This window comes from Halobacillus locisalis, from assembly GCF_013694105.1.
GTDB lineage: Bacteria > Bacillota > Bacilli > Bacillales > Halobacillaceae > Halobacillus > Halobacillus locisalis.
In genome coordinates, this window is the sequence record NZ_JACEFG010000001.1 from 453,410 (window position 1) to 472,077 (window position 18,668).

Sequence of the window (18,668 nt, forward strand, 5' to 3'; positions counted from 1 at the left end):
TACCTCCGTTCTTAGATTCTTTTTCACATTATTGCAGACAATGGGGGTGTGTTCAAGTATCAAGTACTGGGCAGTGCTTTTGTACTGATTTCATCATTTAAAAAGCGCGAATGGGAGTGATTGTATGCTTTGGGAGCAGCAGATAGTAAATACAGAACGAGGCAGCTTCGAAATGTTTGTGAGGGGAGAAGGGCCACCACTGGCGGTGACTCATTTGTACTCGGAGTTCAATCAAACCGGAGATTATTTTGCTCAGTCCTTTACGGAATATAACCGCGTCTTCTTGATAAACTTACGTGGATGTGGCGAGTCTGAAGAGCCGCATGAGACTTATCAGTTTAGTATGTTGGAATCAGTACTGGACTTAGAATCGATCAGACGTGCACTTGGATTTAGTCAATGGTCATTTGCCGCCCATTCGACAGGGGCTATGCTTGGCGTTTTGTATGGAGTTCATGCATCACCCTTTATTCGTGATATGATCCTTGTAGGAGGGGGGGCGAGGGAGTACATGTCTGATACACCAAGCTGCATCTACCACACTGGACATGCAAAGTACGAACAAATGCAACGATACTTGGAGCTTCTGAAACGTGAAGATTTAAGTGAAGAAGAAAGAAAAGAAGTAAAGCGAAGTCGCACACAATTGTCCCTCTATCGACCTGAGCTTCACGATGCTTATTTTTCTAGTGGTATTGAAAAGGGATTGTCTGCGAAACGCTTGAATTTCTTCAGCCGTGAGTTACATATTTTTGATCTTACCCGTAAACTCCCTCTCATCGACTGTGATGTCTTGATCGCATGTGGCCGCCATGATGTGCAATGCCCATTACTATTTTCTGAAGAAATGAAGGATAGGATTCCAAAAGCAAGGCTTATAATCTTTGAAGAAAGCAATCATTATCCTTTCCTTGAAGAGAAAGAAAACTTCCGTCGGACAGTTAGGGATTGGAGATTGCGTAAAGAGAAATAGAACTAAAAGTCTATTAACAAGTATTCTGATATATTCAACGTAGGACTCTAACCGTACTTGTATGTCTTGGTTTTGACGAAGGCACTCTTATTCTCTATGATGGATAAGTATTGATTGTAGGGAGAGGAGCTATGAAGATGCTCTTGGTAAGCATGACAATGGTAACGATATTAATCGTAGGATACTCAGGATATATTGTATATAAAAAAAGAAAGAAGCTTACGGAGGACAGTGATATGAAGAGCTGGGTGACCCCTGCTTGTCTTCATCTTGCGCCAATCGTGGCACTCGTGACCTATGCCTTTGACTGGGCTGGTGGGCTGGGTTTCTTTCTATTAGGCGTTCTGTTTATCTCAGCCGCCTATTTTTCCAAATATCAGCCCCAAACCTAAAAAAGATCCTCTTCCATTAGAAGAGGATCTTTTTGGTGTACGATTGAATACGATGCCTTACTTAAGTGACTAATCACCGAACATGTATGTTTTTTGATGGAATGATACGGAAAAGGCAAAGCCAAGAGCCATAAGACTTCCGAGCAATGCGCTGCCTCCATAGCTAATGAAGGGTAGTGGTATACCTGTGATCGGCAGCAATTGGATAGACATACCTATGTTCTGAAATACGTGGAAAGCAATCATACTAATGATACCGACCATCGCATAAGAACTGAATGCGTGATTGGCATTGAAAGCAATCGCTGTAAAACGATAAATCAGGAAGAAAAATAGTACGAGTACAACGCAAGAACCGACGAATCCGTACTCTTCTGCAATGATACTGAATATGAAATCGGTCTGGCTTTCGGGTAAGTACACTTCACGATCTCCGAATCCCTTTCCGTATAGTTGACCGGAACCGATTGCTCTCATCGCTTTGACAAGCTGGTAACCGGATGAATCTTCAAATTTTGTGGGCTGTAGCCACGAATAAATTCTGGCCAGTTGATATTGCTTAACGCCTAAGTACTCATCTAAAACTTGGGGGGCTTTCAAGGCTAACCAGATTAAACTAGAACCGACAGTAGTTAATAAAATAAAAATCGGCAAAATGATTTTCCATTGAATTCCTGAAACAAGAATCATTCCCCCGAGAATCGCTACGAATACGAGACTCGTACCTAAGTCGGGCTGCTGCATGATGAGAGCTAAAGGCAATGCCGTTGCGGCGACTAGTTTACTCAAAAGAGCGAGGTCGCTTTTAAATGATTTTTTATTTTTCTCATGATGCTGAGAAGTAATTCTGGCCAGTACGAGAATGGTGAAAATCTTCATGAACTCAGACGGCTGTAAGGATGCACCTGGTAAGTTGAACCAACTCTTCTGTCCTTTGATGACAGGAGCAATAGAAGATGGGGCAACTATGAGTGCGATGAGCAACAGAATGCCGAAGAAATATAAATACCAGCTTATTTTCTTAAAGTCTTCAGGATCAACAAGCAACATCAATCCGATCATGACAGCTCCAAGAGCATAGAAAACCAATTGCTTGATAGCAAAGTTCGAAGCATACTGAGGGCTTTGCTGTGCGCTATATAAGGCAACAACGCTGACTGCGATAAAACAGCACATGATAAATAACAGTTGCCAGTCAAATTTCTCTTCAAATTTCATGATGTGACCCGTTCCTCTCTAGCTACAATGTACCTCTCTTAGCATACCAACATTTAGATTAAAAGAAAATGTTTCTTCACGAATTTGCCATATTATGAAACTTACTGAAAGAAAAACTCGTATAATTGGTAACAGAAACTTCACAATTTGGAGGAGGCACATCATGGGAGGCTTATTTTCAATCCTTGGCATTATCGCATCTGTATTGGTCATCTATTCATTTGGTAAAGCGGGCATGGACTTTGATGGAAGAAATGAGGAGGATGAATAATGGGTGTTGTGATCAGTTTAGGTGTTCTATTCATTGTGGGGGGATTAGTCCGAGCATTCTTTCTAGGGACAACGGTCGTTCGTCCAACTAAACAAGGGGAATCCAGGTGGTATTAAGGATGTGACATGACAATTTTGAATGTATAGGGGTGTGATCAATAAAAAGGGACTTATCTCTTGAAGGAAGGAGCTTTTCAAATGAAACGTGGACGAATACAAATAAATGAGAAAATAGTCGAAATTCACTACATAACCAACGATTCGAAACCGGTGATGATTCTTCTTCATGCACTCGGTAGTACAGGTGCCAGTTTCCGTAGTCTTATGGAGCGGCTGTCTACAGATTTTTCTGTGATTTCCGTCGATCTTCCTGGGCACGGTGGAACAGACAACTTGGTTGAGTGGAATCAACATTCGGTAAATGAGTGGTTGGAAGACGTCATTCGATCGCTGGAAATCAATAACGCTCACATAGCTGGACACTCCATTGGAGGTGATGTGGCGCTGCAGTTTGCTGCTCGATTTCCAGATCAAGTAAATTCAGTGATTTTATTAGACGGGGGCTATTTGCGAGGGGAAGCATTTGGTTTGAGTTTGGAAGAAGAAATCAACCACACAGTAACGCACTGCCGCACCTTTCACTTTTCTTCATGGAAAGAATTCGATAAGCAACCAGAAGCTGATATGATCCGCTCGTCCATGCATGAGAATAATGGCCGAATTGAATTGAAAGTAGATGTAGAAGCCGCGAAAGAACTTGTAGGCTTAATGTCTAATCAACCTACGCAAGAGTTGTTACAGCAGCTTTTTGTACCGGTGTTACTATTGCGAAGTACCAAACCAGAGAACATCAATCCGATTAGGCTGAGAGAAATCGAACGCATGGAAAAGTTTTTAAAGATAAACGTCATCGACATTCCTCAGGCTACCCACGACCTTCCCGTTGATCAGCCTGAACGGGTTGCTGAACAAATAAAAAAGGTCTATGTAAATGAAACATCCTAGTTGAAAGCTAATAAAAGCAGTCCATAAGAAGCAAGTGGAGGTGAGGAAATGTCAGAACAGGAATTATTCAAGGGTACCGCTTATTATTATGCTAACTATCGACCAGGCTACCCTGATGGACTAATCTATCAAATTCGCGAGTTTGCAAACAAGCAAGACACCTTACTGGACTTGGGCTGTGGTACAGGGGAATTAACTTTTCCTTTGTGTAAATATTTTTCTATGTGTATAGGTGTAGACCCTGATAGTGAAATGATTCAGTGGGCGGATAAAAAGAAGAACAAATATGGTAGAGAAAACTGTACTTTCCTTAATAGGAGCGCAGAAGAATATGAGGCCACCCCTTCTTCCTATTCCATGATTGTTAGTGGAAATGCTTTTCATTGGATGAACCGAGAGATGGTCCTAGATCAAAGTTACAATCTTCTTGAAGAAGATGGACGAATGGTGATTCTTGCAGGGGGAAGTTTATGGAGCGGTAAGGAACGTTGGCAAAAGGACGTTAAGAAGCTCATCCAATCATACTTAGGACAGAAAAGGCGTGCGGGAACAGGAATTTATCCCAAAGGAAAAAAGCGTCATGAAGATTACATTCAACAATCCCGATTTAGGTTATCAGAGAAAAGCGACTATACTTTCACCTATGAATGGACAGTGGATTCCTTGATCGGCTATTTATATTCTACTTCGTTTTGCCGGCAAGGTAGTCTCGGTGAGGACCTAGAATGGTTTGAAAAAGAACTACGTCACCTCTTGGCAGACAGGCATCTCTTCGAAAAGATGGAAGTGACGTGTTTTTATTTAGTCAAAAGTAAGCACTGATCAAGTATAGTACGATAACAATGGCTGCGAAGATTAGGACCTCAATGGTACTGGAGCGAGCAATAGAATTCTTGTTCATCTGTTTTCGGTAATTGACCTGTGCTTTACGCTTCTTTTGCCCTGGTTTCATAGAACCTCCTCAGATGCTTGCGTTTCTTCTTCGCTTGTACGATGTGATACATCCCTGTATATAAGGTAAGCCCGCATACAGCAATTGTCAGCAAGCTATCTACGGCGCCTTCTAAGAAGAAATTAATAGAAAGGCCAACGAGCATACATAATCCGATGATAAGAAAAATTAGTGAGATTTGGGTATGTTCTTTGGCAGGAAACGTCCTTAGTTTAACCATTTTCATTGATCGCATGATCTCCTTTTTCCATAATTCAATACGAGTCATTCTTGTTCTTATCTTACCATATGAGAGAAAAAAATTTACATACATGAGGGTAGAAGTCTTTATATAATCAAAATGCCTATATATAAATCTATTCGTTATCATACCCCCTCCATTGTTAGAGAGTGATGGAGAAGGTGTCCAATAAGTCCTTGAAAGCTGGACGTTCATGCCCATCGCGTCCTGTAACTTCTGTTGCTGTGACGAGGGAATTCAGGACAGCTTCTTCTGTTGCTTCTCCGACAGCTCGAAAGGCAACATCGAGATCTTCTTCGTGTAGGGTCGGAATAACGATTGGGCTCTTAGGTTTTTGGTGCGGAATAGTCGTGGCAGTTGAAAACCCGACAACCATTTCTCCACTGCCGTGAGTAATAATGGATCCTGTGCGTGACAGTCCTGTTACAGATCGCTTAATGATCCGGTTCAGTTGTCTTTCTGAAACAGGTAAATCCGTTGCGATGATCACCATGATAGAGCCCTTGTCTTTTTCTTCCCACGAGTCGAGCAGTGCTTCTTTCAGTTCCTTACCTATAGGACGTCCTTGTATTGTCAAATCCCTTAATATTCCGAAGTTTGATAATACGAGCGCTCCGAGTGTATAAGAACCATGGTCAAGCCCTACGATTCTCGAAGAGGTTCCGATGCCTCCTTTTAAAGAGTAACAAAGCATACCTCTTCCAGCTCCTACGCTTCCTTCTTCGAATGTCTCTGAGGCATTACGTAGTGCTTCATGCACGTGTTCTTTTGTAACAAATTGGCCTCTGATATCATTTAACAACATGTCATTACATTCTCCTACTAGAGGATTCACGGTACCTGTTGTTCGCCCGATTTCCGGGTTTTGCTCCAGCATATATTCAACGCAAGCCTCAGTTGCAGTCCCGACATTCAACGTGTTTGTAAGCACGATCGGGGTTTCCAATAAACCAAGTTCCTTCAATTGAACAGTCCCAACGGTTTTGCCGAAGCCGTTTATAACATGGCTGGATGCAATTAATTTTTCTTGAAAAGTATCCCCTTGATGAGGGTGGATCGCCGTGACCCCGGTCTGTATGTCGCCATCACTTAAAGTTACATGACCGACTGTGACCCCATCTACATCCGTAATTGAATTTCTGGTACCCGGTTCAAGTTCGCCTATTGAAATGTCAAAATCTCTCAATCGTTTCTGGTTATTCATATATTTCCGTCCTTTCACGAAGCTGTTTGGTTTTAATAGTATCATGAAATAACGTAATATGGCGGATATGGTTGGTATGTGAATATATAGAAGTCTACAGAGAAAAGCTGATTCAATATAATGGATTTCTCATTCATTTAACACAGTAAACCAAAAATATGCAGGGCTCATGATTTTTTTGGATCAAGGAGTCAAAATTTTAGTCACTCAGTTGTTTTGCTAGTATAATAAAAGGGAATGGGTCATGGTGTAAGGGGGAAACAATAATGAAGGTCGACGAAAAATTAGAAAAGCAAATCGAGGATCTAAGAACTGAAATGTACGAAGCACAAGAGAAGTTCACCCACTACGAGGAAGTCGTAAAGATATCTCAGAAACTGGATGTAGTCCTAAATAAATTAGATGGTATTGATAAAAAAATGGATTCCTAAGGAACGTGGAATGGAACTTTATAAAAGGAGTTTTTACATTTGAATTTAGTCACTCTGTTGAGAGATGAAGGATTTTCAAGAATCTCTTACTTATCGGAAGGGAAAAAACACCATTTGGTTCTCGATAAGGAAGAGGATACGAATTTCTTGTTAGAATGGTTGGATAAAACTCCCTATGCAATCGAATATTTTCCTTACGAAGTAAAGCCCTATGTAATGTGTCTTAAAGAAGAACAAAGCCTGAAGATGTTTCTATATAAATAACGTGAAGCAGGCCGTTAGTCTCGGTCTGCTTTTTTAAGGACATTCTTGTGTACAAGGTGAAGTTCTGAAATAATAGGAGAGGATTGTTTTTCTCTCCAAGAACGATTGTACACAAAAGGAGAATCAAGGGATGAATTTGATTATTATACCACTTACGCTATTAATCATCTCCATTGGAGCTTTCTTTCTCATCAAAGGGTATTGGGGGAGAAAAGTGGAAAAGGAGAACAAGAGACATCACGTGAATATGCTCTCTGGCGGATCTCTATTAGTCATGGTCGCAGTACTACATATATTCAATCAAGTTTCTTAACGAATAGACAGGTCCACTTGCTTTTATGGCGGTGAATCTGTCTTTTTTAGATTAGTGACCAGATTTGCTGGACTGTTTTTTTGTGTGAAATGGATTATCGTACATATAGAAAATACAAAAAGTAACCAAAAGGAGAAGCGTGATGATTCAATACAGAACTGAACAACTGACCGTGTTTCAAAGTCTCTTATATCAAACCACATCAGCCGTTCTAAAAACGGACGGAGCGATCGTAATCGTCGATCCAAATTGGCTTCCAAATGAAGTGTTACAAATAAAAGAACATGTTCAACTAGTTCGAACAAACGAACCATTATATGTGATTTACACCCATAGTGACTTCGATCACGTCATCGGGAGTGGAGTTTTCCCCGATGCGACAGTTATCGCAACAGAGGATCTGGCAAATCACCCAGATAAAGAAGGTATAGAAAGGGAAGTCGCTGAATTCGATCAAGGCTATTATCTAGATCGTTCCTACACACCTGTATTTCCAGAAGTGGATATTAAAATCGATGCAGACGGTCAAATATTGGAACTGGGTGGATTGACGTTGTATTTCTATAAAGCGCCAGGTCATACCAAAGATAGTCTTTTCACTATTGTTCAGCCGCTTGGCTTGTTCTTATCGGGTGATTACCTTTCGGACGTAGAGTTTCCGTTTATTTCGAGTAGTTATCAGGATTACGTGGCAACCATCTCAAAAGCAGAAAAGATCTTTCAGCAACATTCAATCAAGATGCATGTTCCTGGACATGGCTCTATGACGAAAGATGTAGTGGAAATGCTAGAACGGCTATCCTTTTCAAAGTACTACCTAGAGGAATTAGCGACTAATCCTGAATCGCTTAGAAAGGTGTGTCAGGCTAAGTACCGTTTCTATAATGGTATAAAAGAAATGCACGAAGAGAATATCAGGAAAGCTTCTGATGAGCAGTGAAGCAATGTATTTTTTTATACGGGAAGAACAATTCTGTTTTTAGTTCTTTGTAAAAGGGTGAAGAGGGAATGATGAAAAAAGCAGTTGTAACGTTGATGGTATTGACGATCCTATCTAAAGTATTCGGTTTCTTGAGAGATGTCACGCTTTCTTATTTCTATGGTGCAAGTGGTGTCAGTGATGCTTATATCATTGCCATTACGATTCCGACGGTCATCTTCGGTCTGATCGCAGCCGGGATATCGACCGGTTATATTCCCATGTATAGTCGAATTGAAGAGGAAGAAGGGGATCTGCGGGCAAAGCAGTTTACGAACCAATTAATCAGCGTGCTTATCCTCGCTTCCACCTTTGTGCTTGTTCTAGGTTGGGTATTCACAGAACCTCTTGTCCGTGTTTTTGCCAAAGGTTTTGAAGGAGATATTTTACAACTTGCCATCACGTTTACAAGATGGAGTTTATTCGGGATCTACTTCACGATATTGATTCGCATACTCAGTGCCTATTTAAACTATCATAAACAATTCGCCGTTCCGAATCTGATCGGAATTCCGATGAGTTTGGTCGTCATCTTATCGATCTACATAAGCTTTGTGTTCGATTTTGCCGTCTTACTTGCCGCTGGCTATGTTGTCGGTTTGGCTGTACAGTTAGTTATGTTAACGCTTTATGCCTACAAACACCACTTCAGGTATAGATGGCAGTTAGACTTTAGAAACCAATATATGAAACAAATGCTGATCATCGCTATTCCTGTCATCATCGGAACAGCCGCAACGCAATTGAATAGATTGGTAGACCGCACGCTTGCCTCTGATGTAACGGTAGGGGGAGTGTCGGCCATGAATTATGCTCAGTCATTGAATGGCATCATTCATGGTGTATTCGTCGTTTCGATTACAACCGTTATGTATCCTATGATTACCAAAATGGCTACAAAACAAGATATGAATGGCATGAAAAAGGCCTTGAATCAGTCAATGGTATCTGTAATCATGCTGGTCGTACCAGCAACGATCGGGGCTATGATTTTTGCAAAGCCGATTGTGGAGTTGTTATTTAACCGGGGAGCTTTCGGGGAAGATGCGGTCAACCTGACTACATCGGCGTACTTCTATTATTCACTTGGAATGGTCGCTATTGGACTTCGTGTCGTCCTCTCGCAAGCCTTTTACGCACAACAAGATACAAAGACACCGATGATCAATACAGCTATTGCTATGGTCGTGAATATTCTATTAAGCTTTATTCTTGTCCGATCATTGGGTATTGGCGGGATTGCACTTGCTACAACAATAGCTGCCTTCTTCACCACGTTTCTGTTGCTGATTCGTTTAAGACAGAAGGTGGGAAAACTGCGTCTAAGAGGCGTCATGAAGTCGACAATCAAAATCGTCATAGCATCCTCGATCATGGGTGTTGTATCATTTTTGTTTTATAGCCGTATCACGTCGGTTTTAGGTCTTAATTTAGCCCTTATCGTGACCGTGTTATTGGCAGCATTGCTTTACGCTTTCTTACTGATCGTGTTTAAAGTCGAGGAAGTCAAGGCGTTAACTGATAAGTTAGGTACTTTAAGAATTAGATAAAAGTGAAAAGTTCAATAGAAATCTACCATAATCTCTAGAATGGATGATGGCAATTTCGAATTTTAAAATAGGAGACCAGCCTGACGACCATAGTCGATCAACTGTTGGTAAGGATCGCCGTCGATTCTTAAGAGTTTGCAGAAAGCTGCCTCTGTGGACCATCCTTGTTCTTTGAGTGTGATGACTTCTGCCTTCCATTCAGGCTTTCTTTGCAATAGTCGGTATTCAATGATCATGTGCAAGTAAGCGTTCTGTTCTAGGGTTGGTTGGGGCTGACCGTATATTTCAAACGCAAACCCGTGGAAAATGAAGTTGCCTTTCACGATGTTTTCTTTGCGTTTAGGTCTGAAGTCTCTTTTGTCCTCATATAAGTGATGAATCTTCTGTTCGAAGAAGTGAAGGTCTTGGACGTTTGCGATGATATCAATATCGGATTTGTAGGTATCGATGCCGAGTGGGATCGTTCCACAAACGGTTGGCTCATATCCCTTCAAGTCTTCTAGTATATGTAACTCATGAATAGCATGGTAGGCTGCCTGTTGTTTCGCGTTTCCTGTTTTCATTTCTACAAGCAAATCAATCAATGCTAGCACCTCCTACGGATAGGGTACCACATGACATAGAGGATGAACCTTGAAATGAAAGGGTTTTCGTGAGAATTTATACAAAAATTCACGTGTAATCTTAATAATCATTGGGTAAGATGTATATAATCTAGACAATACGCCCAGCTACGAGTGAAGAGAAAAGAAGGGATGACAAATTCATGTTATTGAGAGATTTAGAGAATTTGAAACTGTTCAGTCAGCTATCCTTAAAGCAAGTAGAAGATCGTTTACTGATTACGGCAGATTTTCCAAAAGATTTCTTGATGGAAAATAAAATGAGAGACCCTTTTTTATATGTCATCTTATATACTCGTGGTGGTGAAAGAATTAAAATCATTGATGAGTACAGTGCTAAGATCTACCATCCAACCAAACAGGAAATAGACCCAGAAACACGCAAAAAAATTGTTCTCTTCGCCAGGTCACAAGCGAAACAATTTCGTGAACTCACCAAAGAATAATAAGGAGATATTACAATAGACTATGATGATACGTAATCAGACTAGATCGCAGTTTATTGAGGTATGTCGTCTCTATAATAATAGAGGCGGCTTTTTTTAATAAAGTTTGTTCAAATCGAGGCGGAGGTAGGAAAAAGGTTGAGAATAATGGCGTATTTTGTAATAATTGTATGAGTTCTAGAGTTAGTATAGCTGTTAAAATTACAAGAACAACCAGTCGAACAGGGAAGATGTACTGTTCCAGCTGGAGAAAGTCGCCTTTTTTGCACAATTACATAGAAAAACAACGGATTGATTAACTTTCAGAAACATTATCTGAATGAAGAGCTTATGAGCGTGCTTGCCGACGTTAGGTCTACTTTGATACTCAAATCAATAAGTACATTTATTACGAGTGCATGTTAAGAAAGGAAGAGGGAAAATGGATGAGCGGGCAGGTTTTTGGGATCGTCTGGGAGCATCACTTCTTGACGGTGTGATTGTTGGAATACTGTTTTCCATTATTGGTTATGTGGTTCACGGTGAAATCAATAATGAAGAGTACAATATTACAGATTTATTGAATTTGTTATATTTGGTCTTAATTCCGGTCATTTGGAAAGGATACACGATTGGGAAGAGAATATTAAAGATAAGGATTGTCCGTAAATCTGGTCAAAACGTCGGCTTATGGACGATGGTGCTGAGAGCGGTAGTTGGTGGACTTGTCTATGCATTCACTTTTGGTATCGGACTGATCGTCAGTGCTTTTATGGTAGGATTACGAGAGGATAAACGAGCCATCCACGATTTCATAGCGGGTACATATGTGAAGAAAGAGCGCAGGATATGACTTAAACCAATAGTTCTCTTTACTTTTATTCTTTCAAAGAGTCATACTGAGGATCAACAAGTCTGTCATGTTAACTAATATTTGGTAGATACTAATTTAGCTGCGTTAGGAGAGTTATGTTGGAAGAACAAAAGAACGGTCTAAATATTCTACAGAATCTTGGCTGGATATCGGTCCTACTGGCAATCGGGGTCTACCCACCAATACTTATGGCAAATGCCATAAGTATTGGTGTTGTGCTACGTAGGGATTACCAGGAGAAGAGGCAAGGGAAATATATGATTTTTTCTGGAGTCACCACAGGAACGATAGGACTAATAATGGGTGTTTATTTTAATCTTAATTGAATAATACACCTTTAATTTATTCATTTTTCACGTATCAAAACAGGTAATGGATTAACAATTAAAGGAGCAGACAGCATGGATTCTATCATTGTCATTACGGCCGTATTAATGGTCCTTACTTTTCTAATCAGCGAACTATATATCAAACGTAAATTAGGTATTAAGCCAAAACGTGTGAGTGAAGACCGCAAACAATTCTTTCGTGTCATCGATAGTACATTGACGGTACTCGCTTTTGGAGCTATTCTGCTCGGGTACTTATGGTTTGAAACAAAAACGATGAGAATTGTACCCGTCGCTTTTATTCTGATGGCCAAAACGTTGCTACGTGGATTTGAAGAATGGAAAATCGATCCCTCATCAAAAGCATACTATCATCATTTTTTGTGGGCGGGATTCACGTTCATTCTGATCGCCTTACTGCTGCTTTATTAAAGAAAAAAACTCGCCTGAGTAATGTCAGCCGAGTAGTGTTAATTTGTGAATAGTTTTTTCATCTTTTTCCATAAGCTTTTCGAATCGGTCTCTTCGGGTTGAGAGAAAGATTTTATTTGTGGTGAAGATTTCATTGTTCCAGGGCCTTTATTACAGCAAGATCCCCTTCTGGTTGAAGGCATTTTTTTAGCCTTTTGTCTTTTCATTTTGTCTCACTCCTTTAATGAAGGTAGACCACCGCGTGAAGCGGCGGTCCAGTTTGTTACAACTCCGTTGAGCATGGAGGGAGGGTGACAGTGAAGAAGATGGTCAGTGTCGGATTACCTTCTTCATCGGTACTTACGTCTGTGTCGGTAGGAGTGATCACTACATTCTCACATCTAGGATTTACACAAGGAGAACTCATATCATCCGGACAGCTGAAACACTGTTTCGTAAACGTATCATCAACTAGACATGAAACAATTGGAGGTCCTCCACAAGCTGTTGTTCCATCAACAGGAGAAAGAGGTGCATTAAATACGATTTCTAAATTAACGCTTTGGCGCCAACGGTTCACAGGTACACAACATTGGATCTGCTGACCGCATACATTAATGGTTGTAAATGTTTCGCACTCGCCGTCCATTTCGCAGGTAGAATCACCAATACAAAAACTTGTGGACACATCTTCGAAAGTACCATCGAAGGTGAAGCAACTAGGTAAGTCGATTTCACATGAAAAAACTTCTGGAGCGTCACATTCACAAGGGTTATCGCACTGATCAACATTCACGCAAACTGGCGCACAAATTTGTCCGCACTCACCATTTTGACCAAATTTCAGTTGAAAACATGCAGGATGTAATTCAAACTCTGAGTCAATGACAATCTGGAACTGTTGACCGAATCCTGCTTTTAATTCACCAAAATCATCCAGTTCATCAAACTTTAAACCTGTAATAACTCCGTCACAAGGAGCTTGATCAGTGCAGGCAAACCTCTCGTTGTTTTGGGAGGGGTAACGACAAACTCCTTGTTGATTTGGTGCTACCGGATCATCATTTAAGTCAAAAACTTCACCTACAAGGCAATTCTCAAATGGACATAAGTCCAATTCGATGATCCAGTTACTCAAGGCGTTAGATGCTTCTATATTGCGTATTTCATAAATGAGGTTGTCAGGATCGATTAATTCAACTTCGTAACCAGCGACACATGCTATTAGAGGGCACTCAATCTGTTGTTGAATTCTAAAATTATTCATATTATCTTCCTTTCAAATTGTAATCTTAATAGATTATGTAGAAGTGTGGAGTTAGTATAGTTCAGATGTCTATACGAGGCCAAAAATGTACGCTTGTCTATAGAGTTTGCAGGTTTACGAAAAATTTGTTTTACACCTATAAGGTTCATAGACTTTGCGTTTTATAGTTTTTTCACATTTGTGCTTCGCAATTTGCATTCGAAATATTACTATAGAGGAGGTCGGCAATGGAAGAGGATGAGCGCTCCAGTATAGAGAAAGTACGAGGGGTTCTAGTTCGTATTTTGTTCGTCATCTTAAGTGTAGGTATGGGGTATTTGTTTGCCTACCAATGGGGTTTTTTACCGAATGGCTATGAATGGATCGGTGAACAGTCATCAACCATCACCATTCAGAAGAATGACTTATACGGTCTCAAAGATAAAGAACTTGATATAAGTTTTGAAGAAGACGAAAGCTTTAAAATGTCTCGATTGAGAGATCAAGTCGAGGGTCAGTTCCTCCACTACTTCTTCTTTTTCAGTACGGCATTTGTCATGATTTTCTCATTTTTACAAGATCGGTTTATTGATGAGCCTTTAAAGAAGGGGCAGTTATTCGGTGCTTTGTTCACGCTATTCATGGCATGGGTCAATGTTGCGATGCAGCTTAGCCAAATTAGTGAAATGGTATCAGGAGGATGATGGTGGACCATCAGCAACTCTTTTGTGAATCTACCTTGACTGCATGTCCACTAGACCCTATAAAAGCGGACCATTGAGGTTTGAGTACACATACTTATACATATACTTGATCGTCGATGGGGGATTGTAGAAAAGCTGAAGGGGAGCGTCATGAACACGTACTCTGATCAACCGCATGAATTATCTGTTTACTTGAGGACATGCAAGTAAGTGATGTGGGGAGGAAGGAAATGAAGCCGGAATTATTGGTTAAACTATTCGTTACAGCCTTACTATTACTAACAGTAGGGTGCCAACAAGATAAAGAAGACACCAAAACAAAAACGATAGAAGACTTCCTCGCATCTAAGGCTGATGTAACAGAAGTGGAGATGCACGTGAATGATTATGAATTCGCTGCTTCAGAGCGGGCGGTTTTAAAGACTGAACAACGGTTAGGCGAATTTCTCAGTATGGTGAATGGATTGGAAATTGTTGAAGTCGATCAAGAGGAAGACTCTGAGTTGATTGAAGAAATGGAGTCCTACCGAAATGATAAGCAATCACTTATCGCATATCTTGAACACAAGGAAAGTAAGCATGTATCGACCATTGAACTATCGAAGAGCGGGTTAGGTTTATTTGTTGTATTTGAGGAGAATGGACAAGGTAAACCGTATCACATCGTAAATAGCAAGGGAGATAGGTACGAGGAGATGTTGAGTTTCTTTGATTCAGTTCTTGAAGACGTGCCCGTTATTACAAAACCAGTAGACTCTGTCACCATTCTCAAACGTCAAGAAAATGAAGGACGTATCCAGTCTGTAGTAAACGTAACGAGAGACAATGTACCGATTATTATCGATGATCGCAAGGTAGAGGCAACATTTGGTGTATCTGCAACATTTCTTGTTTTAGAGAACGAAGAAGGTACCATTGTGACTGAGCCTCAGGAGTTTACTATTCAGCCTGATGGTGACCAGCTAATATGGAAACAGAGTGGTTGGAGAAACATAGAAAGTGAAAGGAATACTTACTTACAGATTGTGACGCTTGAAAATTCATTCGTTCCTTATTCGACTGAAGTGATAATTACCATAACAGTAAAGAGTGAGGACAGCATTGAATTAGACGTCATCTATTAAGGAGGGTAAGTTATATGCAACTCACCAGCAGGCCAATGGGCATGAATGAAGCTAGAGAAATAGTGCAGTGGCGCTATGAACCTCCTTATGATCTTTATAATAATGACGACAAAGAAGAGACCATTTACGAATTCACAAATGGCTCTTATGTTGCGCTTTACAATGAACAAGAACACCTCTTTGGATTTTATTGTACCGGTGCTTCAGCACAAGTTCCAGCTGGACATAAGCAAGGTGTTTATAAAGAAGCTTTGTTAGATATCGGGCTTGGGATGAACCCGGATGATGTAGGTTGCGGAAATGGACGCGACTTTTGTGAGGTTGTTCTTTCAATAATCATACATACACATGGCAAAACACCTATCCGGTTATCTGTCGCGACATTCAATGCTCGTGCGATTCGAGTGTATGAAAAGCTTGGCTTTGTAAGATTAGACTATTTCCATACCGATGTGACAGAATTCATTACGATGGTGAAACGTTAATGCATTTGCTATAGAGAGACTTGTTAAACGAGCCGATCAAATGCAGCCCTTCATGGAAATGGAAAATGTCTGAGAAGCTTGACGAAACCTGAGATCACTGATAGAGTAATGATTAATTATTCTTGTTCGGTTATGAATGAAAGAAAAGGTAACTGAAACGTTATTCTCGTCTGAAATGAATACGCAGGGCAATAATAGTAATACAATGTGGAGAATATCCACGCAGGAGGTAACACTATGTTACAAGGTACAGTTAAATGGTTTAACGCTGAAAAAGGATTCGGATTTATCGAAGTAGAAGGTCAAGACGACGTATTCGTACACTTCTCTGCTATTGAAGGCGAAGGTTTCAAAACTCTAGAAGAAAACGAAACAGTTTCTTTCGAAATCGTTGAAGGCAACCGTGGCCCGCAAGCTGCTAACGTTCAAAGATAATTTCTTTTTCCTCCAAAAAAGGCTTCCTCATGCAGGAAGCCTTTTTTGTTGCCGTTATTATGAAAGGATTTAGTATAATGAAAAAGTAGAAATGCATATATCGGGCTCTGGAATATTCGATTGTGAAATGCTTTCTTGTATTGAAGAATAGGAGGGTGATGAAGTGCAAACATTGAAAGGACGAGTGGCTATTGTAACGGGAGCGAGCCGTTCTAAAGGTATCGGTACAGCGATCTGTCATGAATTGGCTGAGGCAGGGGCTGACATCTTTTTTACTCATTTCAGTCCCTATGACGAATCTTCTGGTAACGGATGTGAAGGGGATTGGCCGAATCAGCTATCGAAAGAATTACAAGCAAAAGGTGTGCGTGCTGAGCATATGCACTTGGATCTCGGAGAGGAAGATACTCCAACCCGTCTGCTTCAAGAGGTTGAAAATCGTTTGGGCGTCGCTTCGGTCCTCGTTCATAATGCGACATACCAGACGAATACAAATTTCCGTACGCTGGACGTTGAAACACTTGATACATATTATAGAATCAATAATCGTGGACCGATATTGCTAAGCACAGCTTTCGCGAAGAGGTTTGAACAAACGTTCTCGAAAGAGCATGGTGGACGGATCATCCATCTCGTATCCGGAGGTCCTGATCCGGACAACTTAGCCTATATTGCTACCAAAGGTACGATTAGAGCCTTGACGTATCCTTTGGCAGTGGGGCTTGCTCCCCTCGGAATCACAGTCAATTCAGTTGATCCAGGTCCGACGGATTCAGGGTGGATCGACGAAGAATTGAAGCAACAGTTCTTGCCTCTTTTTCCAAAAGGGAGGGTTGGAGTTCCGCAAGACGCAGCTAAATTGATTCGCTTCCTCGCTAGTGCTGATGCCGACTGGATAACAGGCCAAACAATCGAATCGAATGGCGGTTTTCTTGGTAAATAATCTACAAATGCTGGGTTGAAAGTGGGCTGAGATCGTGTTGATTTGCCTAAAAAAAGCACCTTCCATTTTTAAGAAGGTGCTTTTTAATGTAGGTTGTTTTCTGAGGATTATTCTATAAGTGACAACGGATAAATAGTTTATGTTTAACTAAACATTCCACCAAAACTTGAACCAAACCTGACTGCTAGAAATATACGAGCACGACCATAACGTTAAACCACGATATTCTCTAAGCTTTGTTGGAACGAGAGAATTGAACGAAATAAAAAATCCCCCGCATGACAGATGAAAGTGTTATTGGCACCCAAACTGAAAATCCAATGCTACTCTTCTCCATACCAAAGGCGAATAAGACTAAAAGGTTAAAAGCTAACAATAAATGCAAAGCTATAGTGTTGTAAATGTGAAACGCTTTATTGCTCATCTTATTTCTCGCACCTTTCTAATGTTAATTTTTAACTCCTATTCTATAAGACCACCATTTAATTAAAAAAATTGTAAAATGATATTTCTTAGTGAATTACACTGCCCTCCTGCGTATCAGTAAGAAGATAGTAATGGAGTTGGAAAAAATGAGAAACAGAACATTCATACTGTAAAAATATTGGAAGTTTTGGCTAATACATGTAGAATAGAGAGGGAAGAGAAATGTGGGAACTCGTATTGATGAGAAATTCTATCCGAAGTTCTATATGTTTTTATTGATTTCACTGGTTGTATGTAATACACCGTTGCTGTATTAAGTTTGATTTAAGAGTGGGAGGAAACTGCAATGAGAGTCAAGCACATCGTCGTATTGTCCGCTCTGTTTTTGTTGATTTGTACAGGATGCACGAACCAGATTGATGCGGAATCAACGTTTGATCACGAAGAAGTGGCTGAAGATATGAAGCAGTTAACCATCCATGTCGAACTGCCAACCTCAATTCCGTTCGAGCCTTATGACGTTCGAAGCAGTGCCTATCCTAACGGCGATGCCGAATCCTATTCATTAAGTTTATACGCGGCACCTGAAGCGAAAGAAGGGATTGCCATTACGGCAGTTGAAGGAAATTTAAGTCCGCCAAAACAAACAGAGAAAGTAGAGCTTGCTAATGGTCGTGTAGGATATTTCGTTGAGCAAGGGGATGTTGCATCGATGTTTTGGGAGAAGGATAATGTCAGTTACCATGCTCAGCACGTATGTGAGGATAACCGTAAATTGTTCTCTAAGGAAGGGTTTATTGGTTTTGTCAATCAGTTTCATTGATGAACGATTCCTTCGTTCTTTAAAATAA

25 protein-coding genes are annotated in these 18,668 nt (G+C 40.5%); 19 read left to right on the plus strand and 6 right to left on the minus strand.

Annotated features, from left to right (window positions below; translation table 11 throughout):
- Positions 1-124 precede the first annotated feature (124 nt).
- Both H0266_RS02360 and H0266_RS02365 read left to right on the plus strand, forming a co-directional pair.
- On the plus strand, positions 125-973 hold the full coding sequence (locus H0266_RS02360; protein ID WP_181470774.1) for an alpha/beta fold hydrolase: 849 nt from the start codon (positions 125-127) through the stop codon (positions 971-973).
- A 131-nt stretch (positions 974-1,104) separates the two neighbouring features.
- Complete coding sequence (locus tag H0266_RS02365) at positions 1,105-1,365, plus strand: hypothetical protein (protein ID WP_181470775.1); 261 nt, start codon at positions 1,105-1,107, stop codon at positions 1,363-1,365.
- A 69-nt stretch (positions 1,366-1,434) separates the two neighbouring features.
- On the opposite strand, the gene H0266_RS02370 is transcribed toward H0266_RS02365, so the two are convergent.
- Entirely contained in the window at positions 1,435-2,583 is a 1,149-nt protein-coding gene (locus H0266_RS02370; RefSeq protein ID WP_181470776.1) for an FtsW/RodA/SpoVE family cell cycle protein, read from the minus strand.
- Positions 2,584-3,051: 468 nt separating this feature from the next.
- Here H0266_RS02370 and H0266_RS02375 point away from each other — a divergent pair, with 468 nt between their 5' ends.
- Both H0266_RS02375 and H0266_RS02380 read left to right on the plus strand, forming a co-directional pair.
- The gene (locus H0266_RS02375; protein ID WP_181470777.1) at positions 3,052-3,858 is read left to right on the plus strand and encodes an alpha/beta fold hydrolase; all 807 of its coding nucleotides are present in this window, start codon (positions 3,052-3,054) and stop codon (positions 3,856-3,858) included.
- Between the two features lie 48 nt (positions 3,859-3,906).
- On the plus strand, positions 3,907-4,680 hold the full coding sequence (locus H0266_RS02380; protein ID WP_181470778.1) for a class I SAM-dependent methyltransferase: 774 nt from the start codon (positions 3,907-3,909) through the stop codon (positions 4,678-4,680).
- Here the strand turns inward: H0266_RS02380 and H0266_RS02385 are convergent.
- From H0266_RS02385 to H0266_RS02395, 3 genes are all read right to left on the minus strand, one after another.
- A complete protein-coding gene (locus H0266_RS02385) occupies positions 4,664-4,810 on the minus strand; it encodes a hypothetical protein (protein ID WP_181470779.1) in 147 nt (48 codons plus the stop codon). The two genes, H0266_RS02380 and H0266_RS02385, sit on opposite strands and share 17 nt — an antisense overlap.
- Complete coding sequence (locus tag H0266_RS02390; RefSeq protein WP_181470780.1) at positions 4,785-5,030, minus strand: hypothetical protein; 246 nt, start codon at positions 5,028-5,030, stop codon at positions 4,785-4,787. Before H0266_RS02390 ends, H0266_RS02385 begins: the two co-directional genes overlap by 26 nt.
- A gap of 163 nt (positions 5,031-5,193) precedes the next feature.
- The gene (locus tag H0266_RS02395) at positions 5,194-6,255 is read right to left on the minus strand and encodes a DmpA family aminopeptidase (RefSeq protein ID WP_181470781.1); all 1,062 of its coding nucleotides are present in this window, start codon (positions 6,253-6,255) and stop codon (positions 5,194-5,196) included.
- 266 nt (positions 6,256-6,521) lie between these two features.
- Here H0266_RS02395 and H0266_RS02400 point away from each other — a divergent pair, with 266 nt between their 5' ends.
- The 5 genes from H0266_RS02400 (at position 6,522) to murJ (ending at position 9,792) form a co-directional block, all read left to right on the plus strand.
- Positions 6,522-6,686 (plus strand): aspartyl-phosphate phosphatase Spo0E family protein, encoded by a 165-nt coding sequence (locus H0266_RS02400; RefSeq protein ID WP_181470782.1) that lies wholly within the window; start codon positions 6,522-6,524, stop codon positions 6,684-6,686.
- 39 nt (positions 6,687-6,725) lie between these two features.
- Positions 6,726-6,950: a hypothetical protein gene (locus H0266_RS02405; RefSeq protein WP_181470783.1), complete on the plus strand. Its 225-nt coding sequence runs from the start codon at positions 6,726-6,728 to the stop codon at positions 6,948-6,950.
- Between the two features lie 130 nt (positions 6,951-7,080).
- Entirely contained in the window at positions 7,081-7,263 is a 183-nt protein-coding gene (locus H0266_RS02410) for a hypothetical protein (protein ID WP_181470784.1), read from the plus strand.
- Between the two features lie 142 nt (positions 7,264-7,405).
- Positions 7,406-8,203 carry an MBL fold metallo-hydrolase gene (locus tag H0266_RS02415; protein ID WP_181470785.1) on the plus strand — a complete coding sequence of 266 codons (798 nt, stop codon included), beginning with the start codon at positions 7,406-7,408 and terminating at the stop codon, positions 8,201-8,203.
- Positions 8,204-8,271: 68 nt separating this feature from the next.
- Positions 8,272-9,792: a murein biosynthesis integral membrane protein MurJ gene (gene murJ, locus H0266_RS02420; protein ID WP_246363597.1), complete on the plus strand. Its 1,521-nt coding sequence runs from the start codon at positions 8,272-8,274 to the stop codon at positions 9,790-9,792.
- Positions 9,793-9,854: 62 nt separating this feature from the next.
- On the opposite strand, the gene H0266_RS02425 is transcribed toward murJ, so the two are convergent.
- Complete coding sequence (locus tag H0266_RS02425) at positions 9,855-10,376, minus strand: DUF4269 domain-containing protein (protein ID WP_246363599.1); 522 nt, start codon at positions 10,374-10,376, stop codon at positions 9,855-9,857.
- Positions 10,377-10,558: 182 nt separating this feature from the next.
- On the opposite strand from H0266_RS02425, the gene H0266_RS02430 reads away from it, so the two are divergent.
- The 4 genes from H0266_RS02430 to H0266_RS02445 all read left to right on the plus strand — a co-directional run bounded on the left by H0266_RS02430 (position 10,559) and on the right by H0266_RS02445 (position 12,475).
- The gene (locus H0266_RS02430) at positions 10,559-10,861 is read left to right on the plus strand and encodes a hypothetical protein (protein ID WP_181470786.1); all 303 of its coding nucleotides are present in this window, start codon (positions 10,559-10,561) and stop codon (positions 10,859-10,861) included.
- A gap of 421 nt (positions 10,862-11,282) precedes the next feature.
- Positions 11,283-11,693, plus strand: coding sequence for an RDD family protein (locus H0266_RS02435; protein ID WP_181470787.1), 411 nt, complete (start codon positions 11,283-11,285; stop codon positions 11,691-11,693).
- Positions 11,694-11,812: 119 nt separating this feature from the next.
- The gene (locus tag H0266_RS02440) at positions 11,813-12,040 is read left to right on the plus strand and encodes a hypothetical protein (protein ID WP_181470788.1); all 228 of its coding nucleotides are present in this window, start codon (positions 11,813-11,815) and stop codon (positions 12,038-12,040) included.
- Between the two features lie 75 nt (positions 12,041-12,115).
- Positions 12,116-12,475, plus strand: a complete 360-nt coding sequence (locus H0266_RS02445; RefSeq protein WP_181470789.1) for a DUF4181 domain-containing protein — start codon at positions 12,116-12,118, stop codon at positions 12,473-12,475.
- A gap of 262 nt (positions 12,476-12,737) precedes the next feature.
- Here the strand turns inward: H0266_RS02445 and H0266_RS02450 are convergent, their stop codons facing one another.
- Positions 12,738-13,721: a hypothetical protein gene (locus tag H0266_RS02450; RefSeq protein WP_181470790.1), complete on the minus strand. Its 984-nt coding sequence runs from the start codon at positions 13,719-13,721 to the stop codon at positions 12,738-12,740.
- Between the two features lie 227 nt (positions 13,722-13,948).
- Here H0266_RS02450 and H0266_RS02455 point away from each other — a divergent pair, with 227 nt between their 5' ends.
- The 6 genes from H0266_RS02455 (at position 13,949) to H0266_RS02480 (ending at position 18,640) form a co-directional block, all read left to right on the plus strand.
- The gene (locus tag H0266_RS02455; RefSeq protein WP_181470791.1) at positions 13,949-14,404 is read left to right on the plus strand and encodes a hypothetical protein; all 456 of its coding nucleotides are present in this window, start codon (positions 13,949-13,951) and stop codon (positions 14,402-14,404) included.
- A gap of 230 nt (positions 14,405-14,634) precedes the next feature.
- Positions 14,635-15,528, plus strand: coding sequence for a hypothetical protein (locus tag H0266_RS02460; RefSeq protein ID WP_181470792.1), 894 nt, complete (start codon positions 14,635-14,637; stop codon positions 15,526-15,528).
- Between the two features lie 14 nt (positions 15,529-15,542).
- Positions 15,543-16,013, plus strand: coding sequence for a GNAT family N-acetyltransferase (locus H0266_RS02465; RefSeq protein WP_246363601.1), 471 nt, complete (start codon positions 15,543-15,545; stop codon positions 16,011-16,013).
- A 237-nt stretch (positions 16,014-16,250) separates the two neighbouring features.
- The gene (locus tag H0266_RS02470; RefSeq protein ID WP_181470793.1) at positions 16,251-16,448 is read left to right on the plus strand and encodes a cold-shock protein; all 198 of its coding nucleotides are present in this window, start codon (positions 16,251-16,253) and stop codon (positions 16,446-16,448) included.
- A 163-nt stretch (positions 16,449-16,611) separates the two neighbouring features.
- On the plus strand, positions 16,612-17,391 hold the full coding sequence (locus tag H0266_RS02475) for an SDR family oxidoreductase (RefSeq protein WP_181470794.1): 780 nt from the start codon (positions 16,612-16,614) through the stop codon (positions 17,389-17,391).
- A 772-nt stretch (positions 17,392-18,163) separates the two neighbouring features.
- Entirely contained in the window at positions 18,164-18,640 is a 477-nt protein-coding gene (locus H0266_RS02480; protein ID WP_181470795.1) for a hypothetical protein, read from the plus strand.
- The last annotated feature ends 28 nt before the right edge of the window (positions 18,641-18,668 follow it).

Coding starts and splice junctions, on each gene's coding strand:
- H0266_RS02480 (WP_181470795.1), top strand. CDS start 18,164: ATGAGAGTCAAGCACATCGTCGTATTGTCCGCTCTGTTTTTGTTGATT.
- H0266_RS02370 (WP_181470776.1), bottom strand. CDS start 2,583: ATGAAATTTGAAGAGAAATTTGACTGGCAACTGTTATTTATCATGTGC.
- H0266_RS02365 (WP_181470775.1), top strand. CDS start 1,105: ATGAAGATGCTCTTGGTAAGCATGACAATGGTAACGATATTAATCGTA.
- H0266_RS02400 (WP_181470782.1), top strand. CDS start 6,522: ATGAAGGTCGACGAAAAATTAGAAAAGCAAATCGAGGATCTAAGAACT.
- H0266_RS02450 (WP_181470790.1), bottom strand. CDS start 13,721: ATGAATAATTTTAGAATTCAACAACAGATTGAGTGCCCTCTAATAGCA.
- H0266_RS02375 (WP_181470777.1), top strand. CDS start 3,052: ATGAAACGTGGACGAATACAAATAAATGAGAAAATAGTCGAAATTCAC.
- H0266_RS02460 (WP_181470792.1), top strand. CDS start 14,635: ATGAAGCCGGAATTATTGGTTAAACTATTCGTTACAGCCTTACTATTA.
- H0266_RS02470 (WP_181470793.1), top strand. CDS start 16,251: ATGTTACAAGGTACAGTTAAATGGTTTAACGCTGAAAAAGGATTCGGA.
- H0266_RS02435 (WP_181470787.1), top strand. CDS start 11,283: ATGGATGAGCGGGCAGGTTTTTGGGATCGTCTGGGAGCATCACTTCTT.
- H0266_RS02390 (WP_181470780.1), bottom strand. CDS start 5,030: ATGGTTAAACTAAGGACGTTTCCTGCCAAAGAACATACCCAAATCTCA.
- H0266_RS02395 (WP_181470781.1), bottom strand. CDS start 6,255: ATGAATAACCAGAAACGATTGAGAGATTTTGACATTTCAATAGGCGAA.
- H0266_RS02430 (WP_181470786.1), top strand. CDS start 10,559: ATGTTATTGAGAGATTTAGAGAATTTGAAACTGTTCAGTCAGCTATCC.
- H0266_RS02385 (WP_181470779.1), bottom strand. CDS start 4,810: ATGAAACCAGGGCAAAAGAAGCGTAAAGCACAGGTCAATTACCGAAAA.
- H0266_RS02415 (WP_181470785.1), top strand. CDS start 7,406: ATGATTCAATACAGAACTGAACAACTGACCGTGTTTCAAAGTCTCTTA.
- H0266_RS02455 (WP_181470791.1), top strand. CDS start 13,949: ATGGAAGAGGATGAGCGCTCCAGTATAGAGAAAGTACGAGGGGTTCTA.
- H0266_RS02410 (WP_181470784.1), top strand. CDS start 7,081: ATGAATTTGATTATTATACCACTTACGCTATTAATCATCTCCATTGGA.
- H0266_RS02445 (WP_181470789.1), top strand. CDS start 12,116: ATGGATTCTATCATTGTCATTACGGCCGTATTAATGGTCCTTACTTTT.
- H0266_RS02380 (WP_181470778.1), top strand. CDS start 3,907: ATGTCAGAACAGGAATTATTCAAGGGTACCGCTTATTATTATGCTAAC.
- H0266_RS02465 (WP_246363601.1), top strand. CDS start 15,543: ATGCAACTCACCAGCAGGCCAATGGGCATGAATGAAGCTAGAGAAATA.
- H0266_RS02360 (WP_181470774.1), top strand. CDS start 125: ATGCTTTGGGAGCAGCAGATAGTAAATACAGAACGAGGCAGCTTCGAA.
- murJ (WP_246363597.1), top strand. CDS start 8,272: ATGATGAAAAAAGCAGTTGTAACGTTGATGGTATTGACGATCCTATCT.